General features: G+C 61.5%; 14 protein-coding genes and 1 other RNA gene. 4 read left to right on the top strand and 11 right to left on the bottom strand.

Annotated features, from left to right (window positions below):
- Positions 1–46: 46 nt before the first annotated feature.
- Positions 47–583: a GtrA family protein gene (locus tag ACR0P8_RS06495; protein WP_026646565.1), complete on the bottom strand. Its 537-nt coding sequence runs from the start codon at positions 581–583 to the stop codon at positions 47–49.
- 107 nt (positions 584–690) lie between these two features.
- On the opposite strand from ACR0P8_RS06495, the gene ACR0P8_RS06490 reads away from it, so the two are divergent.
- Positions 691–1,038: a phenylpyruvate tautomerase MIF-related protein gene (locus ACR0P8_RS06490; RefSeq protein ID WP_026646566.1), complete on the top strand. Its 348-nt coding sequence runs from the start codon at positions 691–693 to the stop codon at positions 1,036–1,038.
- A gap of 354 nt (positions 1,039–1,392) precedes the next feature.
- Here the strand turns inward: ACR0P8_RS06490 and ACR0P8_RS06485 are convergent, their stop codons facing one another.
- The 5 genes from ACR0P8_RS06485 to ptsP all read right to left on the bottom strand — a co-directional run bounded on the left by ACR0P8_RS06485 (position 1,393) and on the right by ptsP (position 9,046).
- On the bottom strand, positions 1,393–2,853 hold the full coding sequence (locus tag ACR0P8_RS06485; RefSeq protein WP_432624316.1) for an ATP-binding protein: 1,461 nt from the start codon (positions 2,851–2,853) through the stop codon (positions 1,393–1,395).
- A gap of 259 nt (positions 2,854–3,112) precedes the next feature.
- Positions 3,113–4,630, bottom strand: a complete 1,518-nt coding sequence (locus ACR0P8_RS06480; protein WP_432624315.1) for a formate--tetrahydrofolate ligase — start codon at positions 4,628–4,630, stop codon at positions 3,113–3,115.
- Positions 4,631–4,882: 252 nt separating this feature from the next.
- Positions 4,883–6,475 carry a C69 family dipeptidase gene (locus ACR0P8_RS06475; protein ID WP_432624314.1) on the bottom strand — a complete coding sequence of 531 codons (1,593 nt, stop codon included), beginning with the start codon at positions 6,473–6,475 and terminating at the stop codon, positions 4,883–4,885.
- 119 nt (positions 6,476–6,594) lie between these two features.
- A complete protein-coding gene (locus ACR0P8_RS06470; RefSeq protein ID WP_432624313.1) occupies positions 6,595–7,152 on the bottom strand; it encodes a YbhB/YbcL family Raf kinase inhibitor-like protein in 558 nt (185 codons plus the stop codon).
- 244 nt (positions 7,153–7,396) lie between these two features.
- Positions 7,397–9,046, bottom strand: coding sequence for a phosphoenolpyruvate--protein phosphotransferase (gene ptsP, locus ACR0P8_RS06465; RefSeq protein WP_026646570.1), 1,650 nt, complete (start codon positions 9,044–9,046; stop codon positions 7,397–7,399).
- 340 nt (positions 9,047–9,386) lie between these two features.
- Between ptsP and ACR0P8_RS06460 the strand changes: the two genes are divergently transcribed.
- Together ACR0P8_RS06460 and ACR0P8_RS06455 are read left to right on the top strand one after the other, a co-directional pair.
- Positions 9,387–9,647, top strand: coding sequence for an HPr family phosphocarrier protein (locus ACR0P8_RS06460; protein WP_432624312.1), 261 nt, complete (start codon positions 9,387–9,389; stop codon positions 9,645–9,647).
- Positions 9,648–9,765: 118 nt separating this feature from the next.
- Positions 9,766–10,794 carry a LacI family DNA-binding transcriptional regulator gene (locus ACR0P8_RS06455; RefSeq protein WP_432624311.1) on the top strand — a complete coding sequence of 343 codons (1,029 nt, stop codon included), beginning with the start codon at positions 9,766–9,768 and terminating at the stop codon, positions 10,792–10,794.
- Between the two features lie 72 nt (positions 10,795–10,866).
- Here ACR0P8_RS06455 and ACR0P8_RS06450 read toward each other — a convergent pair whose 3' ends face one another.
- The 5 genes from ACR0P8_RS06450 to ffs form a co-directional block, all read right to left on the bottom strand.
- Entirely contained in the window at positions 10,867–12,015 is a 1,149-nt protein-coding gene (locus tag ACR0P8_RS06450) for a DNA polymerase III subunit delta' (protein ID WP_432624310.1), read from the bottom strand.
- A complete protein-coding gene (gene tmk / locus ACR0P8_RS06445) occupies positions 12,012–12,665 on the bottom strand; it encodes a dTMP kinase (RefSeq protein ID WP_432624318.1) in 654 nt (217 codons plus the stop codon). The genes ACR0P8_RS06450 and tmk overlap by 4 nt, the downstream gene beginning before the upstream one ends.
- A 319-nt stretch (positions 12,666–12,984) precedes the next feature.
- Positions 12,985–16,041: a type I DNA topoisomerase gene (gene topA / locus ACR0P8_RS06440; protein WP_432624309.1), complete on the bottom strand. Its 3,057-nt coding sequence runs from the start codon at positions 16,039–16,041 to the stop codon at positions 12,985–12,987.
- A 134-nt stretch (positions 16,042–16,175) separates the two neighbouring features.
- Positions 16,176–17,264 carry a phosphatase PAP2 family protein gene (locus tag ACR0P8_RS06435; protein ID WP_432624308.1) on the bottom strand — a complete coding sequence of 363 codons (1,089 nt, stop codon included), beginning with the start codon at positions 17,262–17,264 and terminating at the stop codon, positions 16,176–16,178.
- Positions 17,265–17,317: 53 nt separating this feature from the next.
- Positions 17,318–17,414, bottom strand: an RNA gene (gene ffs, locus ACR0P8_RS06430) — signal recognition particle sRNA small type.
- A gap of 132 nt (positions 17,415–17,546) precedes the next feature.
- Between ffs and ACR0P8_RS06425 the strand changes: the two genes are divergently transcribed.
- On the top strand, positions 17,547–17,685 hold a 139-nt coding region (locus ACR0P8_RS06425; protein ID WP_432624317.1), incomplete at its 3' end, for an NAD(P)-binding protein.

The raw sequence follows: 17,685 nt of genomic DNA, 5'->3' as shown, positions 1-17,685 counted from the left end.
TCGCAATGGATTCGGACGCGCTTTTCGTTACCCCGTTATTTGGGAGTTACTTCGGCCAGCCCTTGGGCGTATGTTCCAGCGACCACACGCCGAGCTTGTGCGAGAAGCTGTTCTCCCACTTGGCCTCCAGCTCTTCGGGAGTCAGGCGGTTCTCCTGCTTCTTCAAGCGGTTCATCGCATTGGTGTGCGTATCGTCCAGCAGCCACTTGCGGGTCAGGAAGTTCCACACCATCACCACGGCGGTGGCGATGAGCTTGCCCACGTTGGTGCGGATCAGGTATTCGGTGCTCTGCGACACGTAGGCATCGTGGTTCATGCCGTACGTGGAGATCCAGATGATGGCGTCGTTCATGAACAGGCCGATCACCGCGCCGACCACGAAGATGACGATCTCCATCCAACGCGCCATATCGTCGCGATGCTTGAACACGACCTTCATGCTGGCCACGTAGTTGAAGATCAGGGAGATGATAAAGGAGATGGTGGCGGCGAGCACATTATGCATGTGGAACAGGCCGACCAGAAGATTCAGGATGCCCCAGTCGATGATGAAGGCGATCACGCCCACAATGCCGAATTTCATCAGCTGTTCAATCAGTTTTTTCACACAGAATATTAAACACGCGCACGCAGACCACCTAGACTTGGGTGACGAAGGACATTATTTTCCAACGATTGCAAGGAGCAGCAATGCCAGTCATTCACACGCATGTTTCCGTTTCCACCACCCCTGAGCAGCGCGAGGCGCTGAAGGCCGCCTACGGCAAGGCCATCACCGCAGTCCCCGGCAAGTCCGAAGGCTGGCTGATGTGCCCGTTCGAAGACAATATGCCGATCTACTTCGGCGGCGACGACTCCAAGCCGGCAGCCTATGTGGAGGTGAACGTGTTCGGCCGTTCCGTGCCGGGTTCCGCCTGGGAGAAGCTGACCGAGCAGATCATGGCCGCGCTGAACAAGGAACTCGGCATTCCGAAGGACCGCACGTACATCCGCTACACCGCCACCACCGACTGGGGATGGAATGGTGGGAACTTCTGACGAAGTTCCACCGGCAGCCGCCAATTCGGCTATTGATGGCAGATTGATGTCTCTCTCGTAGGACAGTTCGCCTACTTATGGCAGCCAAAACCAGATAGGCCAAGTATGGGCCTTGGAATTCCAGGTCTCATACTTGGCCTATCGCCGTTTCAGTGCCACAAACAAGCCACTTAGCTGTTTTTGGAAAGCGTCAATCAACGCTCATGGCGCAATCTCGGCTTCTTCGCATTGCCGCCACCCACCTGATCAACCGAGATCCGTCAAATAACCGTCAAATAAAAAATCGTTGGAAAATGGCCGTTTTGCGCGACTCGACCACCATTTTCCGGGTTACTCGTCAAATAAACGTAACTATCAGACCCAAGCCGGAATGTATTCCATCTTCTTTTTGGAAGCCGCAGTATCAACGGGTTTGATCCGACCCTCATCCACGCAATCGCGAATCAGACGGGAGATCTGCGAGGAATATGACTCGTCCAAGCCGAACCGATTACGCAAAGACGAATTGGTCAAGCAAGTTCCATCCGCAAACTGGATACACGCATGCCAATAGCAGGAATCCCTGCGCTCCGCCATGCTGAGCTCCGCATACGGCCGATACTGGGAAAGTCGCACCATCATACTCGCATTGTCAATGCCATCGGATTGCTGTACAACCGGCGAAGGCAAATGCGCGGCCTCGCAGGAATCGATGATCTTATCCCAGCCGGACCCCGCCTCCTCACACATGTGCAAGCGGCGTGACAGCTCCGCCAGCTTCGGATTACGCGTTTCGGGCGGATCGTTGACCAAACGTTCGACGCGAATCAACGAATTCCCCGGATTGGAGAACTCCACGCGGTTGTCGAAAATCTCCACAAGTGGTCCGGAACCACGGGACGTAAGATCCTGGTGAATCAGCATATTTGCAAGCAATTCGCGAATGGCGATCGGCGGGTAAGCCGTATGCGTGACGCGCAAGGCACGGCCAATCGTCTCGGACTCAGGCAGCCAAGGCTGCAGAAAAGCAACCATCGCATCCATATCGGCATAACCATGCCTATACGTCTGGGTACGGGAAGGCGAGGATTTCCGCACTCCCTCATACTTGATGACGCGCAGGGCCTTACGCGCGACGGTAGGGAACCGCTGCATATCGGTCGCGAACAGCAGCGCCCCAAGATTGGTGATCGCATATTGGCCACTATCCAAGGTCTTGATCAGGCCATCCGCCTCAAGATAATGAAGAATCGCATCTCGGCTGGACGGCAACGGCGTATTGGTCTGCGAAAAGTAGACATTCCAATCCAACAACGACAAGGCTTCTTCGGCGGTAAGCCACTGGTCCGCGATCTGCTCCTCGAACGATTCGGACTTGGTCACCTCCCATAAACGCCGTTCGCGTTGCGAATTCCTAGCCAACGGCTGCGTGGAGGTTCCGGAACGGACGTATTCGGTTCCGTCGAAGGAAACCGGGTAGCCGGCAGCCGGCCAGATGCGCAGAATCACCATGCTACAGCCCTGCACTTCCACCGGAATGAAGCTGAATTCCGCGTTCTTGGAAAGCTTGAGCCGAAGCCAAAGCTCCAATTCCTGCCCCTTATGCTTGGCCGCAAGCGGATTGAACGAAGTACCGACTATCTTGTGAGTGGAATCATCCACACCCCACAGCATGTAGGCATAGTCCTGCCCCTCCACAGCAGCGGCATTGGCTAGAGCGGAAATGTCTTTGCCGATCATGAAGGCATCGTCATTCGATTGCTTGAATTCAATAGTCTGCGATTCCGTTGAACGAGCGACAAGTTGCTCGACAAGCTTAAGAAGATCTTCCGGCATACCAACCCTTTCGGCTCTCATAATGCGATCCGACTCCACCCAGTTTAGCTGAAGTCAACCGCAATTCGTCAAATAACCGTCAAATAACCGTCAAATAAAAAAACGTTGGAAAATAGCCGTTTTACGCAACTCGGCCACCATTTTCCGGGTTACTCGTCAAATAAGCGCAACCAGCGAACAACCAGCGAACGACGTGTACAAACAAAAAGGCCGCCGGCCCGAACGGGACCAGCGGCTTTGAAGCTCGCACAAGCCGGAATCAGACGATCTTCGGCATCGGAGTGGTCAGGGAGGTGGTGAGGTTCACATGCACCAGACCGGCGCCCGCATGCACCTCAACCTTCTTCAGAGTGACGGTGCGCTCGCTTTCCGGAGCGCGGTCGTTGTCGGTCATGGTGGCCGGGGACTTCACCGCCACCAGAGCGAGCGAACCGAAATCGACGCCCGCGCTGGCGCACAGCTCCTGCGCGGCCTTCAGCGATTCGGCGAAACCATCCTTCAGCACCACGCGATCGGCCGGAACGCCATACGCATGCTCGGCCACCCAACGCACGTTCTCCACCAGAGCCATGCCCTTGTGGCTGTGCGGTTCGGCCGGCATGGAACCGTTCATCACGGCATCAGCGAACGCGTCGAGCTGCGGGGCCAGCGCGTCGCCGCCGTCACGGTACAGGTTGCCGATGATCGGATCGCGGAACTCCAGTTCCTTGGCCGTGGCCTTGAGCGCCGGAATCTGATCGTCCTCGCCATCCCACAGGTTGATAAGCGGGAAGGTGGGGATGTCAAGGCCTTCGAGACGCTGCACGTGGAACGGGTAACGCCAGGCCAGGTCCGGATCGTCGCGCCACGTGGAGGCACGGGTCACGACGATGGCCGCGGACGGCCACTGGGCGCCGTATTCGCGGCAGGCGATGTCCAGCCACTTCTGCGCACCGGCATCGGTGCCGTAGCCGGCCTCGACGATGACCACATCGTGCAGCGCGCAGGCCATCTCCACGGAGACCAGCGTCGGGATGCCGATGGACACGTTGGCGAACGGACCGCCATGCACATACACCGGGGAGCCGTTCACCGTCTCGGTCTTGGCCGGCTTGACGGCGTCGCCCAAGATGCCGGTGATGCGCCACAGGTCGATGAATTCGCCGAAGGTCACGGCCTTGCCGTCCTTCGTGCCGGCGATCATCTTGGACACGCGCTCGGAGATCTCATCCATGGAACGGGACAGCACGACGATCTGCATGAGCTCGCAGGTCGGGGTGAGCACCACACGCTCGGGCACGTCGCCCTTGCCACGGTCCACCGCGATCTGACGCAGGGAGCGGGACGGCACTTCGGAGACGCGCGGCACGAGGATGGTGTCCAGCTTGCCCTCGTCCACGGCCTTCTCCGCGAAGGAGACCAGCAGGTTCTGGGCCGCCTCGATGGCGCCCATCTCGCCGCACAGACCCCAGTCGATCAGCTCCGGGTGCGTCAGGGAGGCCTTGCCGCCACCGGAGGCGCCGCCCTTGGAACCGGCCGCGGTGATGCCCATGCTCGGCTGGCGCAGCACGGCGGCCGCGTCGATGCCACGTTCACGCAACGCGTCGATCAGCGCGATCGTAGTGGTGGTCTTGCCTTCGCCGCGGGACGCCTTCAACGGGGTATCGGCGGTGACGAGGACGACCTTGCCATGCTTGCGCGGCGCATCAGGATTCTTCTTCAGGTAATCGAGATAGCCGAACGCATCAATCTTCTGCACCAGACCGTACTGGCTGGTGAAATCCTCAATGCTGGTCACTGGGTTCCTTTCTTGGGAAAGCAATCCGCCGGACGCTACGCCGCGCACGCGATACGCATGATGCGCGCTTCTTGCGCGCGACGCAGACCCGAGCGGAAAAGCAAAGACAACGGTCATTCTAATAAGCCCGCATTACCAATGGAAAACCGGCTCCCGCACAACGGACGCGCGCCGGCCGTCATGTGGAACGGTCGGCGGCGAACGTCGTATGGAAGCCGGAATCCATATATGCGCAGATACCTGCGGAAACCGTCAGAAGTCAGACATGTGGAAGCCGTTCTTCATGTTCATGCTGGTGGTGTAGAGCACGGAATCGAGCAGCTTGTCGGTTTCCTCCTTGATCTGTGCGGCCATGGTCTCGTTGGCAGCGGCGAGCACGTCGCGGGCTTCGCCGTTGCGCACGGCCTTGATGACCTCGTCCGGCTCCAACGGCTGCACGTCGCCGTTTTCGTCATCCGTCTCGAATTCGTCGGACACGCCTTCCACCAGACGGGCGATCTGCTCATCAGTGGCGGCAATCATGCGGTGGCCCATGCCGCCGGTCTTCTCCTGGTAGCGCTCGACCGCGTTGGCGGTGTCGGCGAAGTTGGCGTCGCACAGGGCCGCGATGATGCGGCTCTCCCAGTAGAAGTTCTCGGAGGTGACGCGCGTGGTGGTGTCCTCGAGATACTTCGGCGTGGAGTCGACGTTCGGATAGAACGGCACGAGCGTGTTGAACGGGTTGGAGCCGTAGGCGATCCACTGCACGGCGCGGTTGACCTGCGGACGGTACGGGCGGATCTGCATGACGGACAGCTGGCTCTGACGGTTGATGCCGATCGGGCGGAACATGTGGCGCGAATGCTGGTCGCCGAGGATGCCGTACGGATCGTACGGGGTGCCCTGGTAGTGGGAGCTCAGCACGTACTTCACGTCCTCGATGGTGATCTTGCGATCGGGCTGGCGGGCCCACGGAATGTCGTCCGAGGTCGGCTGATGGTCGGCGTCCTGGCCGTCCCACTGCTCGTCGTACGGGTTGAGGAAGCGCTGCATGTACCAGGCGCGCGGCGTGTTGTAGACGTGGTCGGAATCGGAGTGGGAACCGAAGGCGTCGCGCGGATTAAACGGGGTGACGTTCTCCACGGCCAGATCCAGATGGTTGCGTTCGATGAACTCGCCCAGATCCGCGGAGCACATGTGCTCCTCCTGGTCGCCGAGGGCGTCGTCGAGGTCGAATTCGTCGATGCCGAGCTGGTTCGGCATGGTCACGTACGCCTCGTCCGGCACACGCTTGGCGATCCAATGGTGGCCACCGACGGTTTCGAGCCACCAAATCTCATTGACGTCGGAGAAGGCGACGCCGTTCATCTCATACGTGCCGTGCTTCTCGAGCAGTTCGCCGAGACGGGTCACGCCCTCGCGGGCGGTTTTGACGTATGGCAGCACGAGGGTGAGGAAATCCTCCTCGCCGATGCCGCCGGGCACTTCCGGCTCGTAGTCGTCGGCACCGGGCTGGCCCTTGGCCGGGGTGAGCTCCACGAACGGGTCGGCGCCAAGCACACGCTCGTTGGTGGTGAGGGTTTCGGTGGCGCTCATGGCCACGTTCGCCTCATTGACGCCGGCTTCGCCCCAGATACCCTCCTTCAGGTCAGCGTTCGGCACGGCCGTGTACTGCAGCGGATCGTCCGGCAAGTCGATTTCGATGTGGGACAGCACGCTCCTGTAATGCTTCGGCTGTTCCTCGGGCTTGACGACGACGAAACGCTTCGGGCAGAATTCGCCGTTCGCGCTGTCCTCATTGCGGGCGATGATGGTCGATCCGTCGTAGCTCGCGTCCTTGCCGACCAGAATCGTGGTGCATGCCATGTGTTTGCAATTCCTTTCGATGGTGTTGCTGATAGGTGTTGCCTATACGTGTGTTTCATGCGGTTCGCACGGCGATATGCGGCACACGTGCGATACCGGTTTTGCAAGGCCGGCTGCGATCAGGCCTTGCCGGTCAGGAAGACGCCGCCCTGGTCCGCGATGGTGCCGGAGGTGCGCAACGCGCGCTCCATCTCGTTGAGCCAGAAGCCCTGGTTGAGTCCGGCAAGCGGAGCCGTGGTGCCCCATACGTGCAGATAGTAGTCGTGGTCCTTGTCAGGCGGGCACGGCCCGTTATAGCGCATGGTGACGGCCGGGTCAGTGCTGCGTCCCTTGAGCAGCGGCGACGCGGCGGAAGTGCGACCCTGCACCGTTTCGGGAATCATCGCGGAAACCGTGCGGGAGAAATCGGCTGGAATCGCCAATGCGTGGGAATCGTTGAAATCGTACATCAGCGCGTCCACGGGCAGGTTGGCGAGCGCCCAATGGTTCCATTGGAAGCCGCATACCGGAATGGAATCGGGATCGACGAATTCCCAATGCAGGAACTGCACGGCAGGGTCAAGCTCGTCGATGTAGAAGGGGAAGGAAACGATCGGAGTGCCGTCGATGCGATTCTCAGGCGGCGCCGTCTTGGCGAACGCGTCGGGAATGACGGTGAAATCTGCGGAAATCTTCATATCTCCAGTATCGCGCATACCAATGTACAACGCGTCCGATTCGCCGGAAACCGAAAGCCTGCAACCGAAAACGACCCCATCCGTGCGGCAATCGCACGAAACGGGGTCGTTTCCGGGAAACAGGGCCTATCAGAACCTTGGAAACATCGTTCTCATAGGCACAGATGCATGTGTCGAAACCCTGCGGCCGCGGGAATCGCAGCCGCAAAGCCCAGACACAGCCGAGTGAAGGAAAGAAGGGAAATCACTCGGCCGGCTTGTAGAAGTCGCCGTTGAGGGCGGCGGCCGCCTTGGCCTTGGCCTCTTCGAAGGTGACTTCGGCGAGGGCCGCGCGGACGTCGTCCAGCGCGACCGGGGTCATGGACAGGGAGTTGACGCCGAGGCCGGCCAGCACGACGGCCAGATCCGGATCGGCCGCGGCCTCGCCGCACACGCCCACCGGCATGCCCTTGGCGTTGCCCGCGTCGCAGATCATCTTGATGGCGCGCAACACCGCCGGATGCCAGGCGGTCTGGTAGTTGGCCACGGAGCCGAGGGTGCGGTCGGCGGCGAGCGTGTACTGGGTCAGGTCGTTGGTGCCGATAGACACGAAGTCGGCCACGTCGGCCACCTTGTCCGCCATGAGGGCGATGGACGGCACTTCGGCCATCGCGCCCACGAACTTCAGGCCGAAGCTCTTGCCGAGCTTGACGAAGTAGTCGGCCTCATGCTGGTCGGCCACCATCGGGGCCATGACCCACAGGTTGGCGTCGGTGGCAGCATCCGCGGCGGCGAGCGCCTTGAGCTGGCCTTCGAGCACGTCCATGTGGGCGCGCAGGGTGCGCAGGCCACGCAGGCCGAGGGCCGGATTCGGTTCGTCCTCCGGGGTGAGGAACGGCAGCGGCTTGTCGGCGCCGGCGTCGAGCATGCGAATCACGACCTTCTTGCCCGGGAACTGGCTGAGCAGTTCGGTGTAGGCCTTGGTCTGCTCTTCGACGGTCGGCGGTTCGGAGTTGCCGATGAACAGGAATTCGGTGCGGAACAGACCCACGCCTTCGGCGCCGTATTCCAGCGCCTTCGCGGCGTCGGACGGCTTGCCAACGTTGGCGAGCAGCGGAATCAGGTGTCCGTCCTTGGTGGAGCCCGGCTTGCCGCGCAGCTCCTTGGCGGCGGCGGCACGGGACTTGGCGGCTTCGGCGGCCGCGATCTCCTCTTCGGTCGGATCGACCGTGATCTCACCCTTGGCCGCGTTGACGATGACGTTGGTGCCGTTCTGGAGATCTTCGGCTTCGGCGGCGGAGACGACCGCCACGATGCCGCGTGCGCGCGCCAGGATGGCGGTGTGGGACGTCGGGCCACCCTGGGAGGTGACGATGGCCAGGGTCTTGGACATGTCGAGCGCGGCGGTGTCGGCCGGGGACAAGTCTTCGGCCACAAGCACGAACGGGGTTTCGCTGGTCGGCAGGCCCGGTGCCGGGGCGCCCATGAGGTCGGCGATCACACGCTGGCCGACGTCGTGCAGGTCGGCGGCGCGCTCGGCCTGGTATCCGCCGATGGCGCGGAACATGTCCTCGACTGCGGCGAAGCCTTCCAGCACGGCGCGTTCGGCGGTCTTGCCCTGGTTGATGAGGTCCTTGATGGACTGCGCGAGGGACGGATCGGAGGCGAACATGGCGATGGCCTGCAGGATCGGGGCGGCCTGCTTGGCGCCTTCGTCTCCGTTGGCGGCCTCTTCGGCGCGACGGTTCAGATCGGCGTTGACGAGGGCGAGAGACTTTTCGACGCGGGCGATTTCGCTTTCCGCGGAGACGCCTTCCGCACGCGGAGCGTCCGATGGCTCCGGAAGCGGGGCGGCCATACGAATGACCGGGCCGACTGCGACGCCACGACCGATACCAACACCCTTGATGTTCATGGGAACTCCCTTTCCTGTTTCCTTGGAAAAAATATTGGATACGCAAACGATTGCAGGATTACACCTGCCATGCGCATGAGTTACTGCAACAATCCCCACCGTCTTCGCCGGTAAATCGTTTTCAGCCTGCGATCAGTATACACAAAATTTCCGCAAAACAAAACCGGTAAACGTTTTCTGTGTTGAGCGAAATGTGTTACACTTATTCGTAAGAAAAGCAGATGCCGGCCATTGCCGCGCAAATGCAATCGATATGCAAAAATCGATACGCATCGACGTGTAAATATCGAATACCTAGCGTAAGCGCAATATCAAACACCAACCATTGAAGGAGTCCATCATGGCAGTCCGCAATCTCGTCATCAACGATCCGGTCGGCATCCACGCCCGTCCGGCCGCAATGTTCGCCCAGGCCGTCACCGCTTCCGGCCAGACCGTGACCATCGCCAAGGAAGGCGGCAACGCCGTCCCGGCTGGTTCCATCCTGTCCATCATGGGCCTGGGCATCAAGCAGGGCGACACCGTGGTCATCAACGTCGAGGGCGACAACGCCGAGGCCGTGGCCGACAACCTGGCCAACATCCTCGTCAACGCCGAGTGACGCTTCAGTCGCCGACATTCCAGGGTTTTACGACCGCCCGCCGATTCGACGGGCGGTCGTTCTATTCTTGATGGGTCTTTTTGATTCCGGGTTCCCGTTTTAGAAAGGAATGGTGCGCATGGCAGGCAGAGCCGACGGCGGCAGCTCCATAACCAACGTCGCGGCGATGGCCGACGTGTCCATCGCCACCGTCTCCCGCGTGCTGTCCGGCAAACGAGGCAAGGACGATGACATCGCGCGGCGCGTGCGCGAAGCCGCCAAACAACTCGGCTACTCCGTCAACTACGCGGCCAGCGCGCTGCGCAGCGACGTGACCAAAACCATCGGGCTGGTCATTCCCAGCGCCACGGAAGCGTTCGCCGCGCAACTGCTCGACACGATCGAACCGACCATCGACGTGGAATCGCAACAGCTCCTGCTGGGCATCGGCGCCACGCAGGAAGCGCAGAAGGAACGCATCGAATCGCTGATCGACCGTCATGTGGACGGTCTGATCGTGGTGCCCGCGCCCGGGACCGACCATGCCGAAACGCTGGATCGCCACGCGGACGCATTGCCCATCGTGCAGATCGGCGGACGGCAGACCTCGCCGCACGTGTCCGTGGTCGGCATCGACGAAGGCGTTGCTATGGAGACGGTCATCCGGCATCTTGCCGAGCAGGGCATCGCATCCGTCGCATACCTGGCCGGCGACGAGCTTTCCTTCGAATCGGCGGAGCTCTTCGCCATGTTCCACACGCATCTGCGCACATACGGGCTCTCCACGGACGAGGACTGGAACCGGTTCGGCGCATGCACGGTGCAGCGCGGATTCGATTGCGCCATGCGGCTGTTCAACGGACCGATCGTGCAGCCGGAGGCCGTGGTCTGCGCCGACGATACGATCGCGTTCGGCGTGATGGTGGCGCTGGACGCGCTGGATGTCCGCGTGCCGGAGGACGTGCTGGTGGTCGGCTACCACGACTCCCCCATCGCGCGCACCACCATGCCGCAATTGACGTCGATGCGCGCACCTTTCGAACATATCGTGTCGGAATGCCTGCGATTGCTGGCTTCCGGACAAACGTACGACGTGGACGAACGCGCGCCGCGCATCATGCTCGCCCCGAAGCTCATCGCACGCGAATCCTCGACGCTCCGCCGCTGAATCGCCTGCGGTCCGCCAAAAGCGGAAACCGGGAATGAAGGAACCCAGAAAAGCCTACAAAGAAACGGAAAATCAGGGAATCAACGCGCAGAACAACGCCTCAAAAACCAATGTCGGATTGCCGTTGCCGTTAAGCCGGCGACGCGCGGTGGCGACGTCCTCCAGCCGGCGCACGGCCCCCGCACGGTCGAGACGTACCGACAGTTCCGTGATGGCGGAACGGTTTTCAAGGTTGATCAGCCCCACCGAATCCTCGGCGTTGTTCTGCAGCACCGCCACGTCGCGATAGACGCTGGCGATGGAATTGAGCGCGCGGTCGAGCACGTCGCGCGTGAGCCTTGTGGCACGCCGTTTGAGCTCGTCCTTTTTGGCGATCGCATTGTATGCGCCACGCAGTTTCGGAGGGATACGGTCCTTCGCATCGAGGCCATTGACACGGCGGAAATCAGCTTCGGCTTCGGCTGCCTTGACATTGACCTCCGCTTCGGCCTGGGCTTTCGCGTTGTCGATAAGATTGCCGGCAAGCAGCACCGCATCGGACGCGCGATGCAGTTCCAGCACGCCGACGATGAGCTCGTCGCGGTCCGTCATGACGCGTTCGTTCTTGGCATATAGATTCGCGATGCCGATATGGCCTTCCGAAAGTCTCGCCGCGCGTGCGGCGATCTTCGGCTCGAATCCTTTCGATTCCAGGAATTTCGCTACCGCCTGATTGGTGGGCACCGCAAGGTTGACGATGCGCGTGCGCGAGCGGATGGTCGGCAGCACGTCCTGGGCGCTCGGCGCGCACAGCAGCCAGATGGTGTGCGCGCTCGGCTCCTCGATCTCCTTCAGCAGCACGTTGGTGGTGCGTTCCAGCATGCGGTCCACGTCCTCGATGATGATGATGCGCCACGGCGCGGTACCGGGCATCTGTTCGGACGTGGCGATGATGTCCCTGACCTCGTCGATACCGATGGTCACCTTGTTGGTGGCCAGCACAGTCACATCGGGATGGGTTCCGGCGAGCACCTGCTCGGTGGTTTTGGTGGGCTCGTCATCCAGTCCGTGATCAGGGCTTTCGAGCGCTGCGGCGAACGCACGTGCCACATTGGATCGACCGGATCCCGGAGGACCGCAAATCAGCCATGACTGCGCTATGGCCTTCGGATCGCCGTTGGAAACGGCTTTGAGCTGTTCGACCACCTGCGTTTGGCCGACTATGGAATCCCATACGCTCATGCGATGCTCCCATCAGTAGCAGTCACGTTTTCGAAATCGGCTTTAATCCGGGCCCACACCTCGTCGATGGTCAGTCCGGCATCGATGACACGGAAACGTTCCGGCTCGGCTTTGGCCAGGTCGAGGAACGCGGCGCGTGTGCGACGCTGGAATTCGTCGCCGGCCGCTTCCATGCGGTCCTCGGCATGCCGAAGACGCGCGTGTGACCGCGTGGGATCCATGTCAAGCAGATACGTGCGCTTCGGCAGCAGGCCGCCGGTGGCCCACATGCTCAGGTTTTTGATTTCCGCAGGCGTCAGCTCGCGCCCGCCCGCCTGGTAGGCGAGGGATGAGTCGAGATAGCGGTCGGTGACCACCACCGCACCTCGCCGTAGGGCCGGTACGATCACTTCCGCGACGTGCTGCGCGCGGTCCGCGGCGAACAGCAGCGCTTCCGTACGCGGGGCGATATCGGCGCAATCACCGCCATCCTCCGCATCCACGCCATGCAGCAGCATCCTGCGAATCGCCACACCCAACGCGGTGCCGCCCGGCTCGCGCGTGACCACGCATTCGCGGCCCAGCGATTCGACGTACGCACGCAACCGTTCGACCTGCGTGGTCTTACCCACGCCATCGACGCCTTCGAATGAAATGAAAATGCCCTGCATACCCATCACTGTACCGTGCGCCCCTGCCGGACAACGTCAGCCGAATCGGCCGAGACGGCTGAAATTGCCGAATCGACCAAAACATGGTTTGCAATGTGTCACGATCCCGATTTTCGGGCGAAAAATGGAATCGTGACACATTTCGCCACCCCCGTACCATGTTTTCGTGCCGTTTTCAGCATCTAGGGGGTATGCATACGACGAAAAATGTCGCACGCTTCCGAATTATCGCCCAAATTCGGAATCGTGCGACATTCATGCACCGGCTGGCGCCGAAAATACAGCGCCGCTGGCGTCTGACAGCACCCAGCAGCAGCCGTCAGCGTGCGGGCACGACGGCGGGACGGGTATACCCTTCGTTGGCAGTGAGCCAGTCGACGTCCGACTTGACGGTGGCCGCGGTGGAACCAATCTCCTTCGCTATGCGCGTATTCGCCCAGCCCTTGTCGGCAAGTTCGCGCACCTTGGCACGGCGGTCCGCACGGGCCTTCTCTGCCGCGCTCACCTTCGACGACTTCGCGGATTTCGCGGACTTGGCCGCGGACTTCTTGCCGCCGGACGCTTTCCTCCTGCGCTTTGACGGACCCTGCGCACGCTTCTCCGCCAGCAGACGGAACGCTTCGGCAGGTTCGATCGATTCCGGCGCATACTGCTTCGGCAACGTGCGGTTAGTCTCGCCGTCGGTGATGTACGCGCCGTAGAAGCCGTCCTTGATAGTCACGTGCTTCTGGGTCTCCGGATCGACGCCCAGATCGCGCAACGGCGGCTTGGCCGCACCACGTCCACGACCGCGTCCGTATTTCGGCTGAGCGAACAGTTCCTTCGCCTTCTCCAGGTCGACGGTGAAGATCTCGTCTTCGGAAGCCAGTGAACGCGTATCGGACTTGCCGTCGGCTCCGGTCTTGGTCAGATACGGGCCGTAGCGGCCGTTGTTGGCCTGTACGGTGACGGTCTGCATCTCACCGGTCTCGGCGTTCGCCTCCTCATAGGAGCCGACCACGCGCGGCAGGCTCAGCAACTTCAGCGCGTCCTCCAGCGTCAGCGATTCCGGGCTCATCGTCTTGAACAGCGATGCCATCTTCGGACGGTCGGCGGCGGCCTTCTTGCCAGTGCGCTTCGTCTTGCCAGCCTTGTCCGTTTTGTCCGCCTTATCCGCGGCAGCGGCGGCTTCCTGCAATTCCGGCATGACCAGCGCCACATACGGGCCGAAACGTCCGTTGCGAACCTCGACGGTGCCGCCCGACACCGGATCCTTGCCCAGCTCACGCGGGCCGCCGGAATGGTTTTCAATCAGATCATGTCCGACCTCGACGGTCAATTCGTCCGGCGCCAGCGTATCCGGCAGCGACGCACGCTTCGGATTGCCTTCGGCATCCAGATGCTTCACGTCCTCAAGATACGGGCCGTAACGACCGACGCGCACGTGCAGACCATCGCCGATCTCGATGGTGTTGATCTCACGCGCGTCGATCTCGCCGAGCTGCGCCACCTGCTGCTGCAGGCCCTCGTGCGCCTCATCGGCGGACTGCGCCGCACCATCGCCGGAACCGAAATAGAAACGCGTCAGCCATTCCTTGCCGGTCTCATGGCCGCCTGCGATACGGTCGAGTCCGGTCTCCATATCCGCGGTGAACTCGTAATCCACATACTTCGGGAACTTGGTCTCCAGCAGTTTGATGACGGAGAACGCCAGCCAGGACGGAATCAGCGCACGGCCGCGCTCATACACGTATCCGCGGTCGATGATGGTGGAGATGATGCTCGCGTACGTGGACGGGCGTCCGATCTCCTTCTGTTCCAGCGTCTTGACGAGCGACGCTTCGGTGTAGCGCGCCGGCGGCTGAGTCTCATGCCCGTCCGCGGCAACGTCCACGGCGGCGAGCTCGTCACCGGGATGCATCGGCGGCAACGAGGCGTTGTCATCGCCCTTGCCCGAGGCCTTCGAATTAACCTTCACTCCGGCTGCGGCCGCGCTCTTCTTGGCGTCGGCTACGGTACGCCGCCCCTCTCCAGTGGCCTTCATGAAGCCCGGGAATTCGATGACGGTGCCGGATGCCTGGAACATGGCCTCGCCGTCCGACTCGGTGGGCGCGGACAGACGCACGGTCGCGGTGGAACCCGTCGCATCGGCCATCTGGCAGGCCAGCGTGCGCTGCCAGATCAGCGTGTACAGCTTGAGCTGGTCCGCCGGCACCTTGCTGGCGATTTCGGCCGGGTCACGGAAATGCGCGCCCGCCGGCCTGATGCATTCGTGGGCTTCCTGCGCGCCCGCCGTCTTCGTGGCGTACTGCTTGGGCGCGTCGGACAGATACTGCTTGCCGAAATGCGTGGTGACCGCCTCACGCGCGGCCGCGATGGCCTCCTGCGACAACGTCACCGAATCGGTACGCATATACGTGATGAAACCGTTCTCGTACAGGCCCTGCGCGGCGCGCATGGTCTGCCGGGAGCTCATGCCGAGCCGGTTGCCGGCCGTCTGCTGCAACGTGGATGTGGTGAACGGCGGCACCGGACGACGACGATACGGCTTGGTCTCCATCGAAGCCACGGTGAACGTCGCATATTCCAGCGATTGTGCGATCGAACGCGCCTTCGTCTCGTCCAGCTGCGCGACATTGTCCTTCGCACCGGCCGCAGTCAGCTTGCCATCGTCGCCGAAATCCTTGGAACCGGCCAGACGACGGCCGCCGAGGGATACCATGCGCGAATCGAACGCGACGTTGTTGCCGTCGCCATCCGGCGCTTCCAGCGTGGCGGTGACGTCCCAATACGGCGCCCGCACGAAGGCCATGCGCTCACGCTCACGCTCCACGATCAGACGGGTGGCCACGGACTGCACGCGGCCCGCGGACAGACCCGGACCGACCTTGCGCCACAGCACCGGAGACAGCTCATAGCCGTACAGACGGTCCAGGATTCGACGGGTCTCCTGCGCGTCCACCATGGCACTGTCGACGTCTCGCGTGTTATTCAGCGAAGCCTTGATTGCCTCCGGAGTGATCTCGTGGAAGACCATGCGCTTGATCGGCACCTTCGGCTTGAGCGTCTGCACGAGATGCCATGCGATAGCCTCGCCCTCGCGATCCTCATCAGTCGCGAGATACAGGGTATCGGCCTTTTTCAGCGCGCTTTTCAGTTCGGAGACGGTTTTCTTCTTATTGCCGTCCACGATGTAATACGGCTTGAATCCGTCTTCGATATCCACGCCGAATTTGCCGTATTTGGCTTTGTCGGCAGCCGGCACCTGGCTGGGCTGCGCAAGATCGCGAATATGGCCTACCGATGCCATAACCGTATATCCGGAGCCCAGATATCCGCCGATTTTCTTGGCTTTAGTCGGGGACTCCACAATCACGAGTTTGCTGCCGGTAGCCATAGCCACTCCTTATTACTAGTGTTTGCAACGCAATAATACTCATGAAATGAGCGGACATGGCAAACCGTCCGTGTGCCGCGTGCCAGCGGCAAGCCGGACGCGAGGTCACCGGCAAACCCGGAACCGGCCGTTTTTCAACGCTTCGGCGGTGCGGGCGGAGCGCCCACCAAACCAAGCTTCGTCAACGGCGACGCGGTCAGCTGCCGCATCGCAAGCGTCAGACCGAACATCAGAGCGGACACGGAGGCCGTCAACACCATGGTGGAAAGATGCGCGCCGGAATTCGTCCATTCCGCGCTCATGGCAAGTCCCGGCTGAATCTGCCAGATGATGTACGCACCGTACAACGTGCCCAACACGCCAAACGTCAGCATCACGCTGCCGACGATCTGCACGCTCGCGGACGAGGCGCGCGTGCCCGGCTCATCCATGCCGTTGGAGAAGGTGGCGCCAAGCATCAGCATCGCCAATCCGCCGACAATCAGCAAACCCATGACCACGTCGGTCGGACGATGCCATTGCCCGGCGATCACCGACATGCCGACCAGCACCGTATATATCCAGCCAATCACAGCAGCCAATGCGCGGAACGCACGCGGCACGGCGCACAGCAGTATCACGCTGGCCGCGGCGGCGAGGATGACGTGTCCGGATGGCGCGGAATTACTGCGATTCGACATGAGATTGATGAGATATGGACGCGGCAGCAACGGTTTGAGCAGTTCGGCCGCGGCGAAGCACAGTCCGCCGAACACGGCGAGCTGCGCGATGGCCAGCCACCGCTTGCGGACGACCAGCACGGCTATTGCGATCACCGACATGATGACACTCACGGCGATCACCACGGCGGAGACGGTGAAGACATGCACGACCGGTTCCAGCCATCCCGGCAAAGCATCGTTGAATTTCGACCAAACGATGTCCTCATAGCTTTGGCCGTCCATGGTGCGCACGCCCAACCACCAGACGCCGACGGACGCGGCCAGCAGCAGCACGCCGAACACCACGCACAACACGACGCTGGACACCCGCGGATGGCGGGTCAGCGGATCAGCTTCCGCCAATCCCTTGCTGACATCCTGCGGAGACAGCACCGACTCGACCTCGCCCGCAGCGGGAAACGACAGCGGTTCCACCGGTTTCGACGGGACCGGCATAGGCTGCTGCAGTATGTTCGTGGTTTTTTGCGGGTCTCGGATCAGTGGCTTGAATTCGTCGGTCATATTCACCGAGAATACGGCATCGACCCTACTGTGGAACGCGCACCGAAAAAGATATAAGAAAACCTCCACGCACCCGGAAGAGGCCACTTACCCTTGCTGCATTCCTGCCCTGGGGGGATTGGGTGACGTACCGCCACGCGGAGGCTCTTGTTATATTACACCATGCCCGGACCTTGCCGTGCCGACCATACGCGCGGGTACACTTGAGGAGGAATCGCACGCATCGATTGTGCGTTTGCGTATCTGCGATAGGCATTGATTTGTTTCGGAAGGTTGTTTGTTATGACTGATGCGGTGGAATATCCCGATCTGGTGGTCGTGGGCGCGGGCCTGTTCGGCCTGACCGTGGCCCAGCAGGCCGTGGAGCATACGGGCGCGAGGGTCGAGATCATCGACGTGCGCGACCATATCGGCGGCAACG

Origin of the sequence: Bifidobacterium sp., assembly GCF_050874245.1 — a bacterium.
In the GTDB taxonomy this organism is placed as follows: Bacteria; Actinomycetota; Actinomycetes; order Actinomycetales; family Bifidobacteriaceae; genus Bifidobacterium.
Note: the sequence above shows the minus strand (reverse complement) of the source record. Positions and strands in the feature narration are given on the sequence as shown.